This is a genomic window from Haloferula sp. BvORR071 (assembly GCF_000739615.1).
Classification (GTDB): domain Bacteria; phylum Verrucomicrobiota; class Verrucomicrobiia; order Verrucomicrobiales; family Akkermansiaceae; genus Haloferula.
Genome location: NZ_BATP01000022.1, coordinates 125,679 through 141,065, shown reverse-complemented (window position 1 = coordinate 141,065; position 15,387 = coordinate 125,679). Strand labels below are relative to the sequence as shown.

Below are 15,387 nucleotides of genomic sequence, written 5' to 3'. Positions count from 1 at the left end.
ATCTGTTAGTCAGTCATCGGCGGCCGTCTCGTCCTTGATGACGAAGCGCGCCTTCAAACTCGCGACGGTCTCGGCAAGCCCTGCGCTTTCCACGCTGCGGAGCACTTCCGGGAAGCTCTTGTAAGCGTCCGGCGCTTCGTCGATCGGGTACTTGCGGCAGTTGCTGAGGATGTCGTCGCGGTCGAAGTCGGCATCCACGGCCTTCTGGTCGAGGGTGCGTGCCGCGTGCTTGCGGCCCATGCGGCGGCCCGCCCCGTGATTCACGGAGTAGGCGGTGCGCTCGGCCCCGGCGCGGGCGACCATCACGACGGAGCCGTCGCGCGGGTTGCCCGGCAGCAGGATCGGGTGGCCGGTCTTCTCGAAGGGCGTTCCCGCCAGCGAGAAGTGGCCGCCCGGGATCGCGCGGGTTGCGCCCTTGCGGTGGACCCAGGACTTGCGGCCCTCGTGGATCTCTTCCCGCGCGATATTGTGCGAGATGAAATAGACGAGCTGGCCCTTTGCTCCCGGCAACACTTCCTGGAATGCCTCTAACACGAGAGCATTGATCAGGAGGTGGTTCACCGTGGCGAAGTTCGCGCCGAGCGCCATGTCATCGAGGTAGGCATCCGCCTCCGGGGTTCCGAGCGGCGCGTAGACGAGCTGCTTGTCCGCCGCCGGGAAGGGCGTGGACCAAGTGCGGAACTTGTTCTCCAAGTCCCGGAACTGGCCCTGCGCCAGCAGGTTCCCGAAGCCGCGCGATCCGCAGTGGCTGAGGAAGGACACGTGGCCATCCTTCAGTCCGAAGGACTTCGCGGTATCACGCGCCCACGGACGGTCGGTGACCTTGGTGATCTCGCACTCGCCGAAGTGGTTGCCCCCGCCGTAGGACCCGAGCTGCTGGAGCTTGTCCACGAAGTTGCGGATGCGCCCCTGCGCCAGGATCCACTCCAGGCGAGAACGGAGGGCATCGTAGGTCCCATCGTGGCCGGTATGGGTCGAGTCCTCACAGCGGATTGCCCATTCCGGCGGGATGCCGAGTGCCTGGCACACGCGCTGGGTCGCACCTTCGGTCACGGCAGACACGCCGACCAGTTCATCGACATGACGAGCCTTCTTCACCGAGCGCTGGCCCTTGCCCGCACCCGTCGGCGTACGCTCGATGATCGCATTGATCAGCGCACGGCGGACCGCCTTGTCCTGGATCGCATCCTCCGGCACATCGAGCTGAAGTAGGCTCATCGAGCACTTGATGTCCACGCCCACCGGGCCCGGATAAATGTGCGTCGGCGAGACCATCACACAGCCGACCGGCGCGCCGTAGCCGGCGTGCGCATCGGGGTTCAAGACGAGCTCGGTAACACCCGGGGCCATCCGCGAGTTGACGGCCTGCTGGAGGCAGGTTTCGTCGAAGGTATCGCGGATCGCGTCGGTTCCGACCACGGTGATCGGCTTGCCGGCATCGCCCGGGAGCGGGATGAAGCCGAAGGCTTCATCGGTCTTGTGGATGGTGTGCATGATGAAAATTGGGAAAAGGGTGCTTGGTGGGGAAGAATTAAAGGGCGGCTAGCTTGACGAATGGGGGAGTCCATTCATCCCAGCCTTTATCGAGGCCCTTCACGGCGCTCGGGTGACATGGGTTCTCCGGATAGCGGGCGAAGAAGTGGAGGAAGGCGGCGACGCAGGCCCGCTGCTGGCGATCCAGCAGTTCCACCCGGTTCTTCATGCGCTTCGACAATGGTCCACCCTCTAGTTCGAAGATGATCCATTCCCCCTCGCCGTCGGTATGCCGCCAGCCGAGGGTCTTCAGCGCATGCCGCATGTAGGCGGGAAGGTGGAAGCGGAAGCCCGCCGGATCGAGATAGATGATGGACCAGGAGATTCCCGCGAAGTGGGAAAGCTTTTCCTCAGGGATATCCTGCCAGCGATCTTCACGATCCTTGGCCGCTGCCTCGGCGAGCATCGAGTCGCTCGGGTAACCGAGGCAGTCGAACTCGAGGCTTTGGTGCAGTGTCACCCCGCCCTCGAGCCGCGTCTTGCGGAAGGCCTCTTCGATCATCCCGATCAGTTTCACGCGGAAGTCTTCGATCGAAAGCCAGTCCGGGGAGCGTGCCTCCTCCGGCTGGGGTGCCCGCACGACGTCGATAAAGTCGGGCTCCGCCGCCCGCATAGCCAGGAAGTTGTATTGGGCATCAGCCAGGTCCACGCTGTTAGAGTGATTGTAGGTAGCCTCTCCCGGCGCATCCTCCCATGCGCACACCGGGCATAGCTGCATCGTCCCGCCGGCTGGCCGGAGGTAGGTGCGGTAGCCGCAGCAGGGACAGGGATGACGAGTTTCGGGCATGGGGTGAGACGGACAAGGAAGGAAGTATCAAGTCAGTCTGAGAATGCGAATTCCGGAAGGTGCTTCCACCATCCGATTTCCAGGGCAGCTGCTGCGGTTTGCTGTTCGAGATCATGGCCGTTGCGGGAGATGAAGAAGAGAAATGCAGCGATGGCGGTTTCCTCTTCCGGACGGAAGAAGCTGGATGGCCCGCAGTGGAAGAAGCCCGGGCCGCAGGAAAGTCCGAGAAGAATGTAGTCTGCATCAAAGCTTCCCGATCCTGCACTGTGCTCCTCCAGTCTGCGGCGCATGAGCGCTGGCAGGTAGAAGCGGAGGCTGTGCTGGCCGAGAAACGCATACTGCTTATAGGCTTCATCCAATTCGTCGCCGGAGACTTCTTGCCAGAGCTTTTCGCCGTGGGGGTCGAGGGCGTGTGCCGGTCTGTCTGGGAGAAAGGCCTCCTCGATGCAGGCGATGGTCTGTTTACGGTGTTCCTCGTAGGAGAACATGGCCCGGGTGAGGTGGAATCGAATCGTGACAAGGATTGCTAAGACAAAAGCGCGTCTACCATTCCGCCACGGGTCCGGCCTTTCGGCGGACCCGGTGGGACTCGAACCCACACAGCTTTCGCTACTCACTCCCTAAGTGTAGTCTTTTGCGGCATTCACGATTCGAAAGGTTTCTGGAAAGGAAAAAGCCGGCGACAAGGGTTGGTGAAACTTACCTGCTCTATCCACTGAGCTACCGGGCTGCGAGGCAACCCGGGCCGGAGTCGAACCGGCGACCTGGTCATTATGAATGATGTAGTTCCACCGGCATTCGCGGGGTGTCTTCCTTATGTCATGAGGAAAGGGGTTTGCGGTATTTGGAAAGATCGAGCTGCGCCTTGCCTCCGGCTTTGGAGGTTTGTTTGGTCCATTTCACGTCGAGCAGTTCGTTGCATGCGTTGAGCAGGTCGTTCCACGTGGCGATCAGTCTGGCCAGTTCTGCGTTCGGAGCGCTTACCGGGTTGACCTGAGTGGAGGGGCCATAGGCATTGCGGACTTTGTTCTTCAGGACGATGCCCTCGGCGCGGAGCATGTCATCCGCAGTCCGCCCGCTGACCCGCCAAGCCTTCTCACGTTCGGCGAAATTGCTGACGGCGAAGATCATCTCGTCCATCTCCCAATCCCAGAAGTCGAGCTGCAGCAAGAAGGCGACCTTCCGATCGCTCTGCCTGGAGAAGAACGTAAAGGCAGCTGCCAGATTCTCGATCCGGGAGAGGAGGAATTGTGATGGGCGTTGTTTGACTTCGATTTCCGTGGTCATCGCGGTGTCGATGGGATGGTGAAAGTGATCGCGACAAGAGGGGAAAGATCCGTAATAACTGCTCTACCACTGAGCTACCGGCCCTGAAAGTGGACCGGGTCGGATTTGAACCGACGACCAATGTAATCTTTCCTGCATTCGCGAAAGGGGCAGGATGCTGACAAGAAGTTGCGAGACAAACTCCGGGCCTTGCAGCCCGGTGCTGGATTTGAACCAGCTGGTTACCAGATGTAGTCACGCAGGCATTCAGCATGAATGGATGAGCTGAAAGGGGATCACGACAAGGGGCGGGAAGACATTTTCCACTGCTCTACCTGGCTGAGCTACCCGCTCTCGCGGGGCCGGATTCGAACCGGCGACCTATGGTTGCATGTAGTCTTCCCTGCATTCGTGAAAGAGGCTGCCGACAAGTATTTGTGAGACGCCAGACCGACGAGCTACCGTTGCTCCACTCCGCTTGCGCAGGGCGGGAGTCGAACCCGCTGCCTTCGGTTTCCTAATGTAGTCCCAACCGCATTCGGCAGGTGAATGAAAGTGATGGTTCCCAGCGGCGCGGCGGCAAAAGGAGTGGCGTGACATGTGTGTCGAGTAACAATCGAAATGTAGTCACGCACGGGCATCCGCCACGCCGATGGGAAAGTGTTTCAGGTGAGGTTCATGGGGGTGCGAAGTTTGCGATGGAATGCCGGCACGGCGGCAAGGATTCGGAAGACAGCGAGCGTGTTAGGCTCGAACGTTTTGAGCGTGTAGTCCTCCTGGCATCCGCCGTGCCGGTAATTCTTTATTCAGGCAGTCTGCCGACGCTCGGTCAGCGGCTGCTGGTTGATCTCTTGGATCCAATGATCCGTTCCGTCCGCGCCGTCCGCAAAAGCGGCGACGAGATCGAAGACGGTATCGCTGAAGCCGCCGATGTTCAGGATGTCCTTGCGGTCCGGCGCCTGCGCGGTGGTGTTTGGCACTAGGTCGATGCAGACGAGACGGGCCTTCGGGTTACGGCTCTTGAGCTTCTCCCACTGTTCCAGCATCGCGGTTCCGCGGCCGGCCTTGGGATCAGCCCAAGACTCGTTGTCCGAGACGAAGACCACCAGATCCGGTGCCACCTTCTCCTGGTTCAGGAGTCGCAGCGGTGCCGAGCAGTTGGTCGCGCCCGGAGGCAGGCTCGAGAGCTTGGTCGCATTGGTCATCACGGTATCCCGCGGGTTGAGCGTGAGGTTCACGACATCCTCCTTGAAAGGGATAATGCGGGCGTCCCGGTTCTTCCGCAGGAAGGCGGCGGCCACCAGGCCCGCGACATCGACGCAGCGCACGGCCGAGGTCGAGCCCTTGCGGTAACCGGAGATCGAGCTGTGCATCGAGCCGGACACGTCCGGGCAGACGACCACCGAGCCGTTGATCTCAGGCACGTTCGAGAGCGCGACTTCCATCGCGTCTTGCAGCGCTTCCCGCACCTTCTGTGGCACGTCCTTCCCTGCATTCAGGTAGGCGACCATGAGCTGGTAGGGGAAGACCCGGGCGCGCCGGACCTTTTCGGGATCGGCCAGCCGTTCAGCCAGCTTCTCCGCCATTCCGCCGAAACGGAAGACACCGTGACGGGCGAAGGTGTTCAGGTTCATCCGCGTGGTTTGCCACGAGGCTGCGCCTGCGATCATCGCCCACTCCCGCTCGCCGAGTTCCAGCGCGGTCAGCATCTGGAAGGGGACTTCCGGGATCTCGCCCTCGCGGTTCGCCTTCCAGGCTTCGAAGCGCTGCAGCGTCTGCGGCAGCTGGTCGAGCTGGTATGGCTTGCCTAGTAGCCAGGCGTAGAAGGCTTCCCGCGTGGCATCGGCCGGGCGCGGGTGGACCATCTTCACCACATCGGCGAGCGAAGGCGCATTGCCCACGGTGGCGTCGACGAGCTGGCGCTCGCTGGCACGCTCGAGCCACTGGCGGACCAGGCGCTTCGGCGCGGAGCCGAGCGACTTGCGGCCGGTAACGCCGGAGCGCAGGACCTGCACGAAGTTCCGCAGCATCTTCCCGTTGTCGATGACCTGCGGGAAGACCTCGGCGAGCCGGTCGAGATCGCGGGTGGCGAGCACCGCGCAGAGCAGGGCCGGCATGTCCTTCATGAAACCCTTGCGCCGGGCGTAGAGCGCGGTGCGGGCCAGGAAGTCATCGTCCACCTGACGGGCGGCCTCGAGCACGCGCTCGAGCTGCAGCTCCGGGGTGGCGTAGAAGGTCCGGCCGAAGCAACCCGTCGCCGCCATCCGGGCGAGAGCCGCCTTGGGCGACAGCTCGTAGGCGGCCCCGCCGGCATCGTTCCGGGTCGTGGCCTGCGGGACGAGGGCGCCACGCAGGGATTGGAATAGGTTCTTGTTTGCCATCTGTGAAGTGCCCGCCGGGTTGGTTTGTGCGTTGCGCAGCGGACGGGATAGAGATTGCACCCGGCGTGCCAAGTGGGGTTTTGGAGTCGATCGAAATGATGGTAAGTACTTGATTTTAAGTGAAAAATAATTTGATTCACCTGATCCTGGTCGCTGACGAAGAACTTCAGGCTTTCAAATAATTTATCCGATGGGATAAGAATATATCCATGAAGCGAGTGGTGATTGGTCTGCTGGGCGTCCGCCTTGACGGTGGCACCCAACCTTCTCGCTGGGAGGACTGGCGGCCGACGATTTCGCTCTTCCAGCACGAGGATCTGGTCTTCGACCGCTTCGAGCTGCTGTCGGAAGACCTCCATCAAAACTTGAGCGAACAGGTGGCGGCAGACATCGCCCTGATCTCCCCGGAGACCTGCTTGCGGCACCACGCGGTGGACTTCGGCAAGGATCCTTGGGACCTCGAGCGGGTCTATGGCGCGCTGCAGGATTGGGCCCGGGCCTACCCCTTCGATCCGGAGCGGGAGGAATACTTCATCCATATCACCACCGGCACGCACATCGCGCAGATCTGCCTCTTCCTGCTGGTGGAGGCCGGATTCATGCCAGGCAAGCTGATCCAGACCTCGCCTCCCCCGGGCGGCTCGCGCCCGCGCCACAAGGTGCCGGGCCGCTATGCGTTGATCGACCTGGATCTCTCGAAGTACGATGCACTTAGTACTCGATTCGCCAGCGACCAGGAGGAAACCACGGATTTCCTCAAGAGCGGCATCGCCACGCGGAACAAGGCCTTCAATCACCTCATCGACCGCATCGAACAGGTGGCCTTGCGCTCACAGGCCCCGGTGCTGCTCACCGGCCCAACGGGTGCCGGGAAGTCCCACCTCGCGCGCCGCATCTTCGAGCTGCGCAAGCAGCGCGGCGGCCTGCGTGGCTCCTTCGTGGAGGTGAACTGTGCGACCTTGAGCGGCGATACCGCGGCCTCCGCGCTCTTCGGACACGTGCGGGGCTCCTTCACCGGCGCACAGAAGGACCGGCCCGGTCTCCTGCGCGAAGCGGATGGCGGCCTGCTCTTCCTCGATGAAATCGGCGAGCTCGGCCTCGATGAGCAGGCGATGCTGCTACGCGCGCTGGAGGACAAGATCTTCCTGCCCGTGGGTGCCGACCGTCCGGTGCAGAGCGACTTCCAGCTCATCGCTGGCACGAACCGCGACCTCCGCGCGGCGGTGGGGAAGGGGACCTTCCGCGAAGACCTGTTAGCCCGCATCCATCTCTGGACCTTCGCGCTGCCATCGCTGGCCGCACGGCGGGAAGACATCGCGCCAAACCTCGACTTCGAGCTCGAGCGCTTCAGTGGTAGCCAAGGACGCCAGGCCGCGATCAACAAGGAAGCCCGCCAGGCCTTCCTGCGCTTCGCCGAATCCTCGGACACCCCATGGTCAGGCAACTTCCGCGACCTGAATGCCGCCGTCACCCGCATGGCCACCCTCGCCCCGCGCGGCCGCATCCGCGTGGAGGAAGTGGATGAAGAGATCACGCGCCTGCGTGAAAGCTGGCAGCGGCCGGGCAGCGCCACGGCGAGCGTGGAGACCTGCGACCTGGAGAATCTGTTAGGCGAGGCCTTGGATGAAATCGATCCCTTTGATCGCGTCCAACTCGCACATGTCGTGGCCGTGTGCCGGCGCAGCAAGAGCCTCTCGGATGCGGGGCGCGAGTTGTTTGCAATCTCACGGACCAAGCGAGCGGTAGCGAACGATGCGGATCGCCTGAAGAAGTATCTGGCCCGCTTCGGCCTCGACTTCAGCGCCTGCCGTTAGAGCACTCCAAAAAAGCGGCGGCCGCCCTACCCCTAGGACGGCCGCCAAACCCAACAAACAAGGAAATGTTAACGTGTGATGTGATCGGTCTTCCCGATCAGCTCACGAAATGATCGCCAGCGGCTTGGTGGTCTTCCAGCCACCGCGGGTGAAGTCCGGGAATACCTGCGGCATGCCGTCTTCCGCGACCGACTTCTCGCTCAGCGGGCCGACGGCGGACCAGAAGCAGCCCTCGTAGACGTTCTGGTCGAGCGGTTGGCCTTCGCGGAGGCACTCGATGATGCGGTAGAGCATCAGGAAATCCATTCCGCCGTGGCCGCCCATCTTCTTGCCCAGCTCGCCCATGCGCTTGAAGTAGGGGTGCTCATACTTGGAGGCGATCGCTTCCCACTCTTCGTCTTCGGCCCAGCCCTTGCTGTGGTCTTTGGTCACGCCCTCGATGGACATGCGGTTCGGGAAGCCTGCCAGTGCGCCCTTCACGCCCATGATGTAGTTGTGGCGCGAGTAGGGGCGCGGGGTGGTCTCATCCCACTGCACCATGATCGTGCGGCCGAGCGCCGTCTTGATGATCGAGGTGTTGAGGTCGCCGCCCTTGAAGTCCAGGGTCTTGAATTCCGGATTGGTCAGCTTGGTGGACTTCTGCGCGTAGAGCGCACGGCCCTTCGCCGGCGAGGAGAAGGAAACGATCCGGCCGAAGGTGTCCTCGGTGCGGCCCAGGTTCATGTACTGCGCCACCGGGCCGAGGCCGTGGGTGGGATAGAGGTTCCCGTTGCGCTTGGCATACTGGAAGGTGCGCCAGGAGCCGGTCGAGTCGTTGTTCTCCATCTGCTCCCGCAGCGGGTGCAGGTAGGCGGCCTCACCGTGCAGCAGGTCGCCCAGCACTCCCTGGCGGACCATGTTCAGGTAGATCAGCTCCTCACGGCCGTAGTTGACGTTCTCCATCATCATGCAGTGACGGCCGGTCTTCTCGGAGGTGTCCACAATCTCCCACATCTCCTCGACGGTGTAGGCGATCGGCACTTCGGAGAAAGCATGTGCGCCGGACTTCATCGCCTCGATGACCATCGGTGCGTGCAGGTTCCACGGCGTGACCACGAAGACGGCGTCCGGCTTGGTCTCGGCCAGCATCTTCTTCCATGCATTGTCATCGCCGAAGTAAACCTGCGGCTTGTGGCCCTTTTTTGTGACGCCATCGGCGGCCTTCTTGGCGCGGCCTTCCACCAGGTCGCAGACACCCACGAAATCCACTCCCTCGATCGAGGCCAGCTGGGCCGCATGGCCGGACCCGCGGGCCCCGACGCCGATGATTGCGACCTTCACCTTCTCCAGCTTCGGTGCGGCGAAGTCACCCATGTACTTGGCCCCGGACGCACGGTCCGGCGATCCTTGGGCTGCGCCCCGGCTCGTGGCGGCGGCGAGCGCGGCTCCCACGCCGCCGATGGTCTTCAGGAAAGTCCGGCGGCCGGAGTCGGAATTCATCACTTTTTCGTCGAGGTTCATCTTTTTGGTGTCGCTCTGATACGGAGTGGTAGCGAATTCCCTTTCGGCTTGCAACCCCGCCAGCCGCCAAGTTTTTGCGATTTTGGGTAAGCTTCGCCCGCGGATTCAGTTCGCCGCGTTTCCGAATGTATTTGGAAATGCCATTCAGGCTGGCCCCGGGCCTGCTTTCGCAGGGTCGGACCAAAAAATTCCTACCCGAATCCAACCAATGAAATCGACAGCCCTGCTCCTCGTCGTTGCTTCCCAACCCCTGCTGGCGGTCTCCGTCCCTCAGGCGGCGAACTTCGCCAAGTCCAACACTGGCGATCTCTACCAAGGCTATGGCAGCTCCCAGCTCGTGGCGAACAACGACGGCTTCTTCACCGCCACCTTCCAGCCCTTCAATTCCTCACTGGGCACGCTCAAGTCCTTCGCGATCCAATGCGTGCTGAATGGCAAAATGGTCGGCAGCGTCGGCACGGACACGGATAGCGCCGCAGTCTCCGCCAGCTTGGGTGGTGCCTTCGCCATCGATGGCAATACCTGCACCGGCACGGGTGGCGGCGGTGGCAGCCTGGACAACCTGATCTTCACCGGCGAGCCGATCGACGTCCCCTTCGCGATCCAGCCCTTCGAGCAGGTCTTCCAAGTTGCGCAGTCCGGAATGATGTACAACCCGGCGCTCCTCACCTCGGTCAATGGCAGCGGCCCGATCACCCTGACCTTCAATAGCGGGGTCAAGGTGGACTACCTGAACGTCACCGATTTGGCCGCCAATTTCACCGCCACCATCTCGATGATCTACAATTACGACGCGGCCGCTGGTGCCGAGTCGCTCAAGATCACCAAGCTCATCCGCAACGGCGCCGAGGAAAAGGTCACCATCGAGTGGACCTCTGCCAGTGGCACCACCTACGCCATCGATGCCTCCAGCACCCCTGGTGGCTGGGATACCATCGCCACCGGAGTCGCCGCCTCGACCGAAGGTCCGACCACCTCCTTCGTCGAGCAGAACGTCCCCGCCACCGTCACCCGCCGTTTCTACCGGGTGCGCGAGGAGGAGTGATTGAAAAACCGACAGACCTTACCCCAATGGCAGCGGCGGGCCCGTCCCTCCGCTGCCTTTTTGCATCGTAGCGGCATGGCTGCGCCATTCCGGCAGGGCGCCTCCCCGTCAAACATCGCGGCGTCCGATAGATCAAAGCCTGCCGGATCTCCTCGCCTTTCTTTTGCCACCGGGAATCGCTCGACGCCGGCGGCAAGGCACAAGAGCTTCGCCGCGAACCATTCCGCAGGCGCCTTTGCTGCGGAATCCATCGTCGCGAATGAAATCCACCGTCAAGATTCTGGCGATTTCGGGAAGCCTGCGCTCGGTCTCCATCAATTCAGCGCTTTTAAGGGCGGCGGTCCGTTTGGCTCCGCCTGGAACCTCGGTCGAAATCTATGCGGGTCTCGGTGAGCTGCCGCTCTTCAATCCGGATCTGGAGGTCGATCCGCCCGCCGCGGTTAGAAGCCTCCGCGGACAGGTGGCCGCGACGGATGCCCTGCTCATCGCGAGCCCCGAGTATGCCCACGGCATCACCGGGGTGATGAAGAACGCTTTGGATTGGCTGGTGAGCGACGTGGCCTTTCCCGGGATGCCGGTCGGCGTCCTGAATGCCTCGCCCAGTGCCCGCCATGCCGATGCCTCGCTGCGGGAAATCCTCAAAACTATGTCGGCCGATCTCGTTGAGCCTGCGTCGATTTCGATTTCCTTGGTCGGCTCAGGCTTGGACGAGGATGGAATGGTGAACACTCCGGCCGTCGCCTCGGCCCTCCAAGGGGCGCTCCAGAGCCTCCACGCGGCGGTACTGTCACAGAGGGATGCGCCGCTCTGACGATTCCGCGGGAGCAGAAAAAAACCATTCGGCAAGCCGCCGGGTTCGCGCCACGTTAGAGCCCGAATCCACCATCCATGAAGATCGAAGGAATCCGCGGCTGCTACGACAAGACGCTCGGCATGTTCTATTTCGCCCGCATGTGCTCGAAAATCCGCCTGCACGCGGCGGGCAAGCTGCCGGAAAGCTATTTCGATATGCTTGGCCACGGCTTCGACGGTCGCACCTGCCGCTACCTCGCCGTGAATTATGAGGACGTGAAGGTCCAAGTCCTCGCCGGCAAGGAGGATGAGACGGTGCTGGAATGGTGCTTCGCCACCGGCCGGCGCCTCACCGCGGAGGAGATCCTGATCTACAACAGTTTCATGAGCAAACGCGGCTGGCGGGATGACGAGACCGCCGAGTTCATCCCGCAGGCCATCCGCGACTACGGCCTGCCGGAGGATGCCGGGCTGATCACCGACTTCGACCTCATCGAGATGGATGAGGGCCGCTGGCATCCGGAAATGTGGCGCGACGCTTGGAAGTAAGAGTAGCGACTGAGCTGATGCCGCGCTTTCTTCCATCGCTGGGCTTGGCCCTGCCGCTTACGCTCCTGCTGGCCTCTTGCCAGACCGTGCAGTTCTACTCACAGGCGGTCAGCGGTCAGGTGGAGATCTTCCAGAAGAGCAAGCCGATCCCGCCGATCATCGCCGATCCGGCGACTCCGCCGAAGCTGAAAAAGCAACTGCAGTCCGTGCAGGAGATCCGGCAGTTCGCCACCGGGCACCTGACCCTCCCGGGCGACGAAAGCTACGGCAAGTATGCCGACCTCGGCCGACCCTATGTGGTCTGGACCCTCTATGCCGCGCCGGAGTTCTCCCTGGAGCCGAAGACCTGGTGGTATCCCACCCTCGGCAAGCTCGACTACCGCGGCTTCTTCAAGAAGGAAGAGGCGGATGAACTCACCCTCAAGCTTCGCGCCCAGGGCTACGATGTGCAGAGTGGCGGCACCGATGCCTACTCGACCCTCGGCTGGTTCCACGACCCGGTATTGAACACTTTCGTCGATGCCTCCGACATCGACCTCGCAGAGTTGATCTTCCACGAGCTTACCCACCGTCGGCTCTTCCGCAATGGCGATACCACCTTCAACGAAAGCCTCGCCAATGCCGTCGCGGAGGAAAGCGTGAAGCGTTGGCTGCGCTATCACAAGCGCACCGGGGACCTGAAGAACTACGAGGCGCGCCTCGTCCGCCGCGGGCAGTTCTACGACCAGATCGACCGCACCCGCGCCGACCTCAAGGCCCTCTACGCTTCTAACAAGCCGCCAGCGGAAATGCGTCGGGACAAGGCCCGGATTTTCCACCAGCTCCAGGACAACTTCCGCGAGCTTCGCCGTCGCTGGGGTGGGCGCGGTCTGGAGAACTGGCTGAAGGAGGACATCAACAACGCCCACCTGGTGGCCCTCACCACCTACCAGCACCATGTCCCCGCCTTCCACAAGCTCCTCGCCGAATGCGGCGGCGACCTGAATCTCTTCTTCGAGAAGGCCAAGGACCTGAAGCTTCAAAAGCAGGACTAAAAGTAGTCAGAGCGGCTCCGACTTCAGTGGTAAGTAGTCCCGCCTTCAGGCGGACGAAGCCACCGACCCAGCCGATTTCACCTCTCGGCCTTCTCCTCGCGGCTCCGCCGCTTTGGGCTGCGTGTAGCCTGTTACCGCTTTCCGGCAGGCAGCCCTGCTGCCGTGAAGCACCGCGAGAGCTCCCCCTTTAAAGTTCCGCTCGATCCCCGCTACAGGTTTCGTCTTCAACCGCGAAAAACGCGAAATCTAAACAGCCGGAAAGCCACGGACACGCCGAGCTTGGAGCGATTGGATCTGCGTGGGGCGCCCTCTTCCTTGCCTTTTAAATTTCGCATCTCTTCGCGGTAGAAACCAAACTCCTCCCCAACCACGCGGCCCCCACAAAACCCACCGGAAATAAGCACCCTTCTCCCTCCGTTCATGTGGTAACCCATGAAACCCTTCCTCCTCCTCGCTCTCTTGGCAGCCACCGCCACCGCTCAAACCAAGGAGCGCTGGATCTACATCCCCGCGAATTTCCAAGCAGACGAGAAAGCCGCCGAAGTCGCGAAGCTCCTCGAGCGGGCTGGCAAATCCGGCTACACCCACGCCCTCATCGCGGACTCCAAGTTTAGCCGCCTCGCCACAGTCGCGTCGAACTACGCCCCCAACGTTGCGAAGGTAAAAGCCGCCGCCAAGCAAGCGAAGATCGAGATCGTGCCCTCAATGTTCCCGGTCGGCTACTCGAACGACGCACTCTTCCACGACCCCAATCTCGCCGAAGGCCTGCCGGTGAAGGACGCGAAGTTCGTGATCAAAAGCGGCGTCGCCACCATCGTCGCCGATCCACCGGTGTCCTTGCCCGGCGGCGAAATGAATGACCGCAGCGGCTGGGGCTTCATCGATGACAACATGGTGGTGGAAAACGGGGCGATGCGCTCCGCACCCACCGATGGCAATGCCCGCCTGCAGAAGCCGCTCAAGGTCTCCCCCTTCCGCCAGTATCACGTCTCCGTCCGGATCAAGTCCGAGGGCTTCGGCGGCGGCATGGCCGAGATCAAGGCGATCGGCAAGAACGGCCGCCAGCTCCAGTGGTGCTACGTCAAGGTCAAGCCCGACCAGGACTGGATCCAGCACGACGTGACCTTCAACTCCCTCGATTCTAATGAAGTCAGCCTCTACTTCGGCGTCTGGGGTGGCCACCGCGGAACCCTGTGCTGGGACGATGCCAAGATCGAGGAATGCGGCCCGGTGAATCTCCTCCGCCGCCCCGGCACTCCGCTGGTGGCGAAACTCGAAGGCGGCCGCGATCTCGTGGAGATGCAAGACTTCGGCAAGCTTGAAGACAAGGACATGGGCACCAAGCCATGGGCCGAAGAATTCACCCCTTGGCACGAGCCGCCCGTGATCCAGTTCAAGACTCTCAAGGACGGCGACATACTGCGGATCTCGTACTACCACACGCACATCATCTACGACGGCCAAGTCTCCGGCTGCGTGGAGGAACCCGCCTTCCAGGAGCTCCTGCGCGACCAGGCCAACCGCGTGCCTTCCCTCTGGGAAAGCAAAACCCACCTCATGGCCCACGACGAGTGGCGCCTCCTCGGCTGGGATGAGTCTTGCAAAAAGAGCGGCCTGACTCCTGGCGGCATCGCCGCGAAGAACCTCCGCTTCTGCACAAAACTCCTCAGCGACAAAGTCCCCGGCGGCCGCATCCTTGTCTGGAACGACATGTTCGACCCGCACCACAACGCGGTGAAGGACTACTACCTGGTCAACGGCAGCCTCGAAGGCTCATGGGAAGGCCTCGATCCCAGCGTCGAGATCATGAACTGGAACTTCGGCAAACGCGACGAGAGCCTCGCCTTCTTCGAAAAGCGCGGCCACGCCCAAATCATCGCCGGTTTCTACGACGAGCCCGTGGCAAACGTCTCCGCCTGGCTCGCCTCCGCCGCCAAGGTGAAGAAAGTCAAAGGCTTCATGTATACCACGTGGCGCAACGACTACTCCAAGATCGAGGAAGTCGCAGCCATCCTCCAAAAGGCCGGCTGGTAAATCAATGGGGAGAGCGGCTTTGAAAGCCGCAAGAACGGTCCCACAATCTCCACCTCCTCTCGTGCCTCTCCCGGCTGTTCAAATTTCGCGTTTTTCGCGTCTTTTCGCGATTAAATCAGAGGCCCGCACAATCAACCAATCCACTTCTCCTCATTCCTGCACCAACTGCGTCTGCAACTGCTGCAGTCGCTGCAACTCCGCATCCATCTGCGCCACTTGCTCGGCCGCATTCCCGATCTTCACCGCCGCTTCCCGCTGCGCCTCCAGTGCCGCCATCTTCGCCACGTGCTCCCGCACCAGTAGCAACTGCCGCTCCGACTCATGCGCCTTCCCAGTGTCACCTTGGCGCGTCCACGCCTCCACATTGTGGCTCAAGCACACCAGCCGCGCCGCCAAATCATGCTGGCCCGCCCGGATCGCCTTGATCAGCTCCCGTCGTCGCGTGATCTCATGGCTCCGCGCCTCCGCCTTTTCCGGATGCAGCCTCGTCGGCTCCGGCGCCAGCGGCTGATTGTGCAAGTGGTTCACCCAGAAGTTCTTCACCTCCATGGTGGTCAAAACCCGGTCCGAACCGGGGACATTGGGAAACTCAGCCGCCGTCAACGGCGCCAGCGCCGAAAGGAACAGCGGAATCACGCGATGGAAGATCATG

General features: G+C 62.1%; 13 protein-coding genes and 2 tRNA genes. 6 read left to right on the top strand and 9 right to left on the bottom strand.

Translation table 11 applies throughout. From position 1 onward, the window contains the following. Window positions 1-9: 9 nt before the first annotated feature. From BV071_RS10815 to BV071_RS10795, 7 genes are all read right to left on the bottom strand, one after another. Complete coding sequence (locus BV071_RS10815) at window positions 10-1,494, bottom strand: RtcB family protein (RefSeq protein ID WP_035606311.1); 1,485 nt, start codon at window positions 1,492-1,494, stop codon at window positions 10-12. Between the two features lie 37 nt (window positions 1,495-1,531). Continuing rightward, complete coding sequence (locus BV071_RS32805) at window positions 1,532-2,320, bottom strand: DUF6714 family protein (protein WP_075090886.1); 789 nt, start codon at window positions 2,318-2,320, stop codon at window positions 1,532-1,534. 32 nt (window positions 2,321-2,352) lie between these two features. Beyond that, the gene (locus tag BV071_RS10805) at window positions 2,353-2,808 is read right to left on the bottom strand and encodes a DUF6714 family protein (RefSeq protein ID WP_035606308.1); all 456 of its coding nucleotides are present in this window, start codon (window positions 2,806-2,808) and stop codon (window positions 2,353-2,355) included. Between the two features lie 331 nt (window positions 2,809-3,139). Continuing rightward, on the bottom strand, window positions 3,140-3,607 hold the full coding sequence (locus BV071_RS10800; RefSeq protein WP_035606306.1) for a hypothetical protein: 468 nt from the start codon (window positions 3,605-3,607) through the stop codon (window positions 3,140-3,142). A 335-nt stretch (window positions 3,608-3,942) separates the two neighbouring features. Continuing rightward, window positions 3,943-4,066 (bottom strand) — tRNA-OTHER (locus BV071_RS35315). Further along, window positions 4,066-4,122, bottom strand: a tRNA-Ser gene (locus BV071_RS35310). Before BV071_RS35310 ends, BV071_RS35315 begins: the two co-directional genes overlap by 1 nt. 270 nt (window positions 4,123-4,392) lie before the next feature. Next, complete coding sequence (locus BV071_RS10795; RefSeq protein WP_035606303.1) at window positions 4,393-5,967, bottom strand: TROVE domain-containing protein; 1,575 nt, start codon at window positions 5,965-5,967, stop codon at window positions 4,393-4,395. A gap of 209 nt (window positions 5,968-6,176) precedes the next feature. Between BV071_RS10795 and rtcR the strand changes: the two genes are divergently transcribed. Next, a complete protein-coding gene (rtcR, locus tag BV071_RS10790; protein ID WP_035606302.1) occupies window positions 6,177-7,781 on the top strand; it encodes an RNA repair transcriptional activator RtcR in 1,605 nt (534 codons plus the stop codon). A gap of 102 nt (window positions 7,782-7,883) precedes the next feature. On the opposite strand, the gene BV071_RS10785 is transcribed toward rtcR, so the two are convergent. Continuing rightward, entirely contained in the window at window positions 7,884-9,260 is a 1,377-nt protein-coding gene (locus BV071_RS10785) for a Gfo/Idh/MocA family oxidoreductase (RefSeq protein ID WP_035606839.1), read from the bottom strand. A gap of 229 nt (window positions 9,261-9,489) precedes the next feature. Between BV071_RS10785 and BV071_RS10780 the strand changes: the two genes are divergently transcribed. From BV071_RS10780 to BV071_RS10760, 5 genes are all read left to right on the top strand, one after another. Then, window positions 9,490-10,326, top strand: coding sequence for a hypothetical protein (locus tag BV071_RS10780; RefSeq protein ID WP_035606299.1), 837 nt, complete (start codon window positions 9,490-9,492; stop codon window positions 10,324-10,326). Between the two features lie 259 nt (window positions 10,327-10,585). Continuing rightward, a complete protein-coding gene (locus BV071_RS10775; protein ID WP_035606296.1) occupies window positions 10,586-11,137 on the top strand; it encodes an NADPH-dependent FMN reductase in 552 nt (183 codons plus the stop codon). A 77-nt stretch (window positions 11,138-11,214) separates the two neighbouring features. Further along, complete coding sequence (locus BV071_RS10770; protein WP_052573143.1) at window positions 11,215-11,667, top strand: DUF5069 domain-containing protein; 453 nt, start codon at window positions 11,215-11,217, stop codon at window positions 11,665-11,667. Window positions 11,668-11,684: 17 nt separating this feature from the next. Beyond that, on the top strand, window positions 11,685-12,701 hold the full coding sequence (locus BV071_RS10765; RefSeq protein WP_075090885.1) for an aminopeptidase: 1,017 nt from the start codon (window positions 11,685-11,687) through the stop codon (window positions 12,699-12,701). Window positions 12,702-13,133: 432 nt separating this feature from the next. Further along, window positions 13,134-14,735, top strand: coding sequence for a hypothetical protein (locus tag BV071_RS10760; protein ID WP_035606293.1), 1,602 nt, complete (start codon window positions 13,134-13,136; stop codon window positions 14,733-14,735). 150 nt (window positions 14,736-14,885) lie between these two features. Here the strand turns inward: BV071_RS10760 and BV071_RS10755 are convergent, their stop codons facing one another. Beyond that, on the bottom strand, window positions 14,886-15,386 hold the full coding sequence (locus tag BV071_RS10755; RefSeq protein ID WP_035606291.1) for a hypothetical protein: 501 nt from the start codon (window positions 15,384-15,386) through the stop codon (window positions 14,886-14,888). Window position 15,387 lies beyond the last annotated feature (1 nt).

Excerpts from the sequence above, each read along its gene's own strand:
- BV071_RS10815 (WP_035606311.1), bottom strand. The coding sequence starts at position 1,494 with ATGCACACCATCCACAAGACCGATGAAGCCTTCGGCTTCATCCCGCTC.
- BV071_RS32805 (WP_075090886.1), bottom strand. The coding sequence starts at position 2,320 with ATGCCCGAAACTCGTCATCCCTGTCCCTGCTGCGGCTACCGCACCTAC.
- BV071_RS10805 (WP_035606308.1), bottom strand. The coding sequence starts at position 2,808 with ATGTTCTCCTACGAGGAACACCGTAAACAGACCATCGCCTGCATCGAG.
- BV071_RS10800 (WP_035606306.1), bottom strand. The coding sequence starts at position 3,607 with ATGACCACGGAAATCGAAGTCAAACAACGCCCATCACAATTCCTCCTC.
- BV071_RS10795 (WP_035606303.1), bottom strand. The coding sequence starts at position 5,967 with ATGGCAAACAAGAACCTATTCCAATCCCTGCGTGGCGCCCTCGTCCCG.
- rtcR (WP_035606302.1), top strand. The coding sequence starts at position 6,177 with ATGAAGCGAGTGGTGATTGGTCTGCTGGGCGTCCGCCTTGACGGTGGC.
- BV071_RS10785 (WP_035606839.1), bottom strand. The coding sequence starts at position 9,260 with ATGAATTCCGACTCCGGCCGCCGGACTTTCCTGAAGACCATCGGCGGC.
- BV071_RS10780 (WP_035606299.1), top strand. The coding sequence starts at position 9,490 with ATGAAATCGACAGCCCTGCTCCTCGTCGTTGCTTCCCAACCCCTGCTG.
- BV071_RS10775 (WP_035606296.1), top strand. The coding sequence starts at position 10,586 with ATGAAATCCACCGTCAAGATTCTGGCGATTTCGGGAAGCCTGCGCTCG.
- BV071_RS10770 (WP_052573143.1), top strand. The coding sequence starts at position 11,215 with ATGAAGATCGAAGGAATCCGCGGCTGCTACGACAAGACGCTCGGCATG.
- BV071_RS10765 (WP_075090885.1), top strand. The coding sequence starts at position 11,685 with ATGCCGCGCTTTCTTCCATCGCTGGGCTTGGCCCTGCCGCTTACGCTC.
- BV071_RS10760 (WP_035606293.1), top strand. The coding sequence starts at position 13,134 with ATGAAACCCTTCCTCCTCCTCGCTCTCTTGGCAGCCACCGCCACCGCT.
- BV071_RS10755 (WP_035606291.1), bottom strand. The coding sequence starts at position 15,386 with ATGATCTTCCATCGCGTGATTCCGCTGTTCCTTTCGGCGCTGGCGCCG.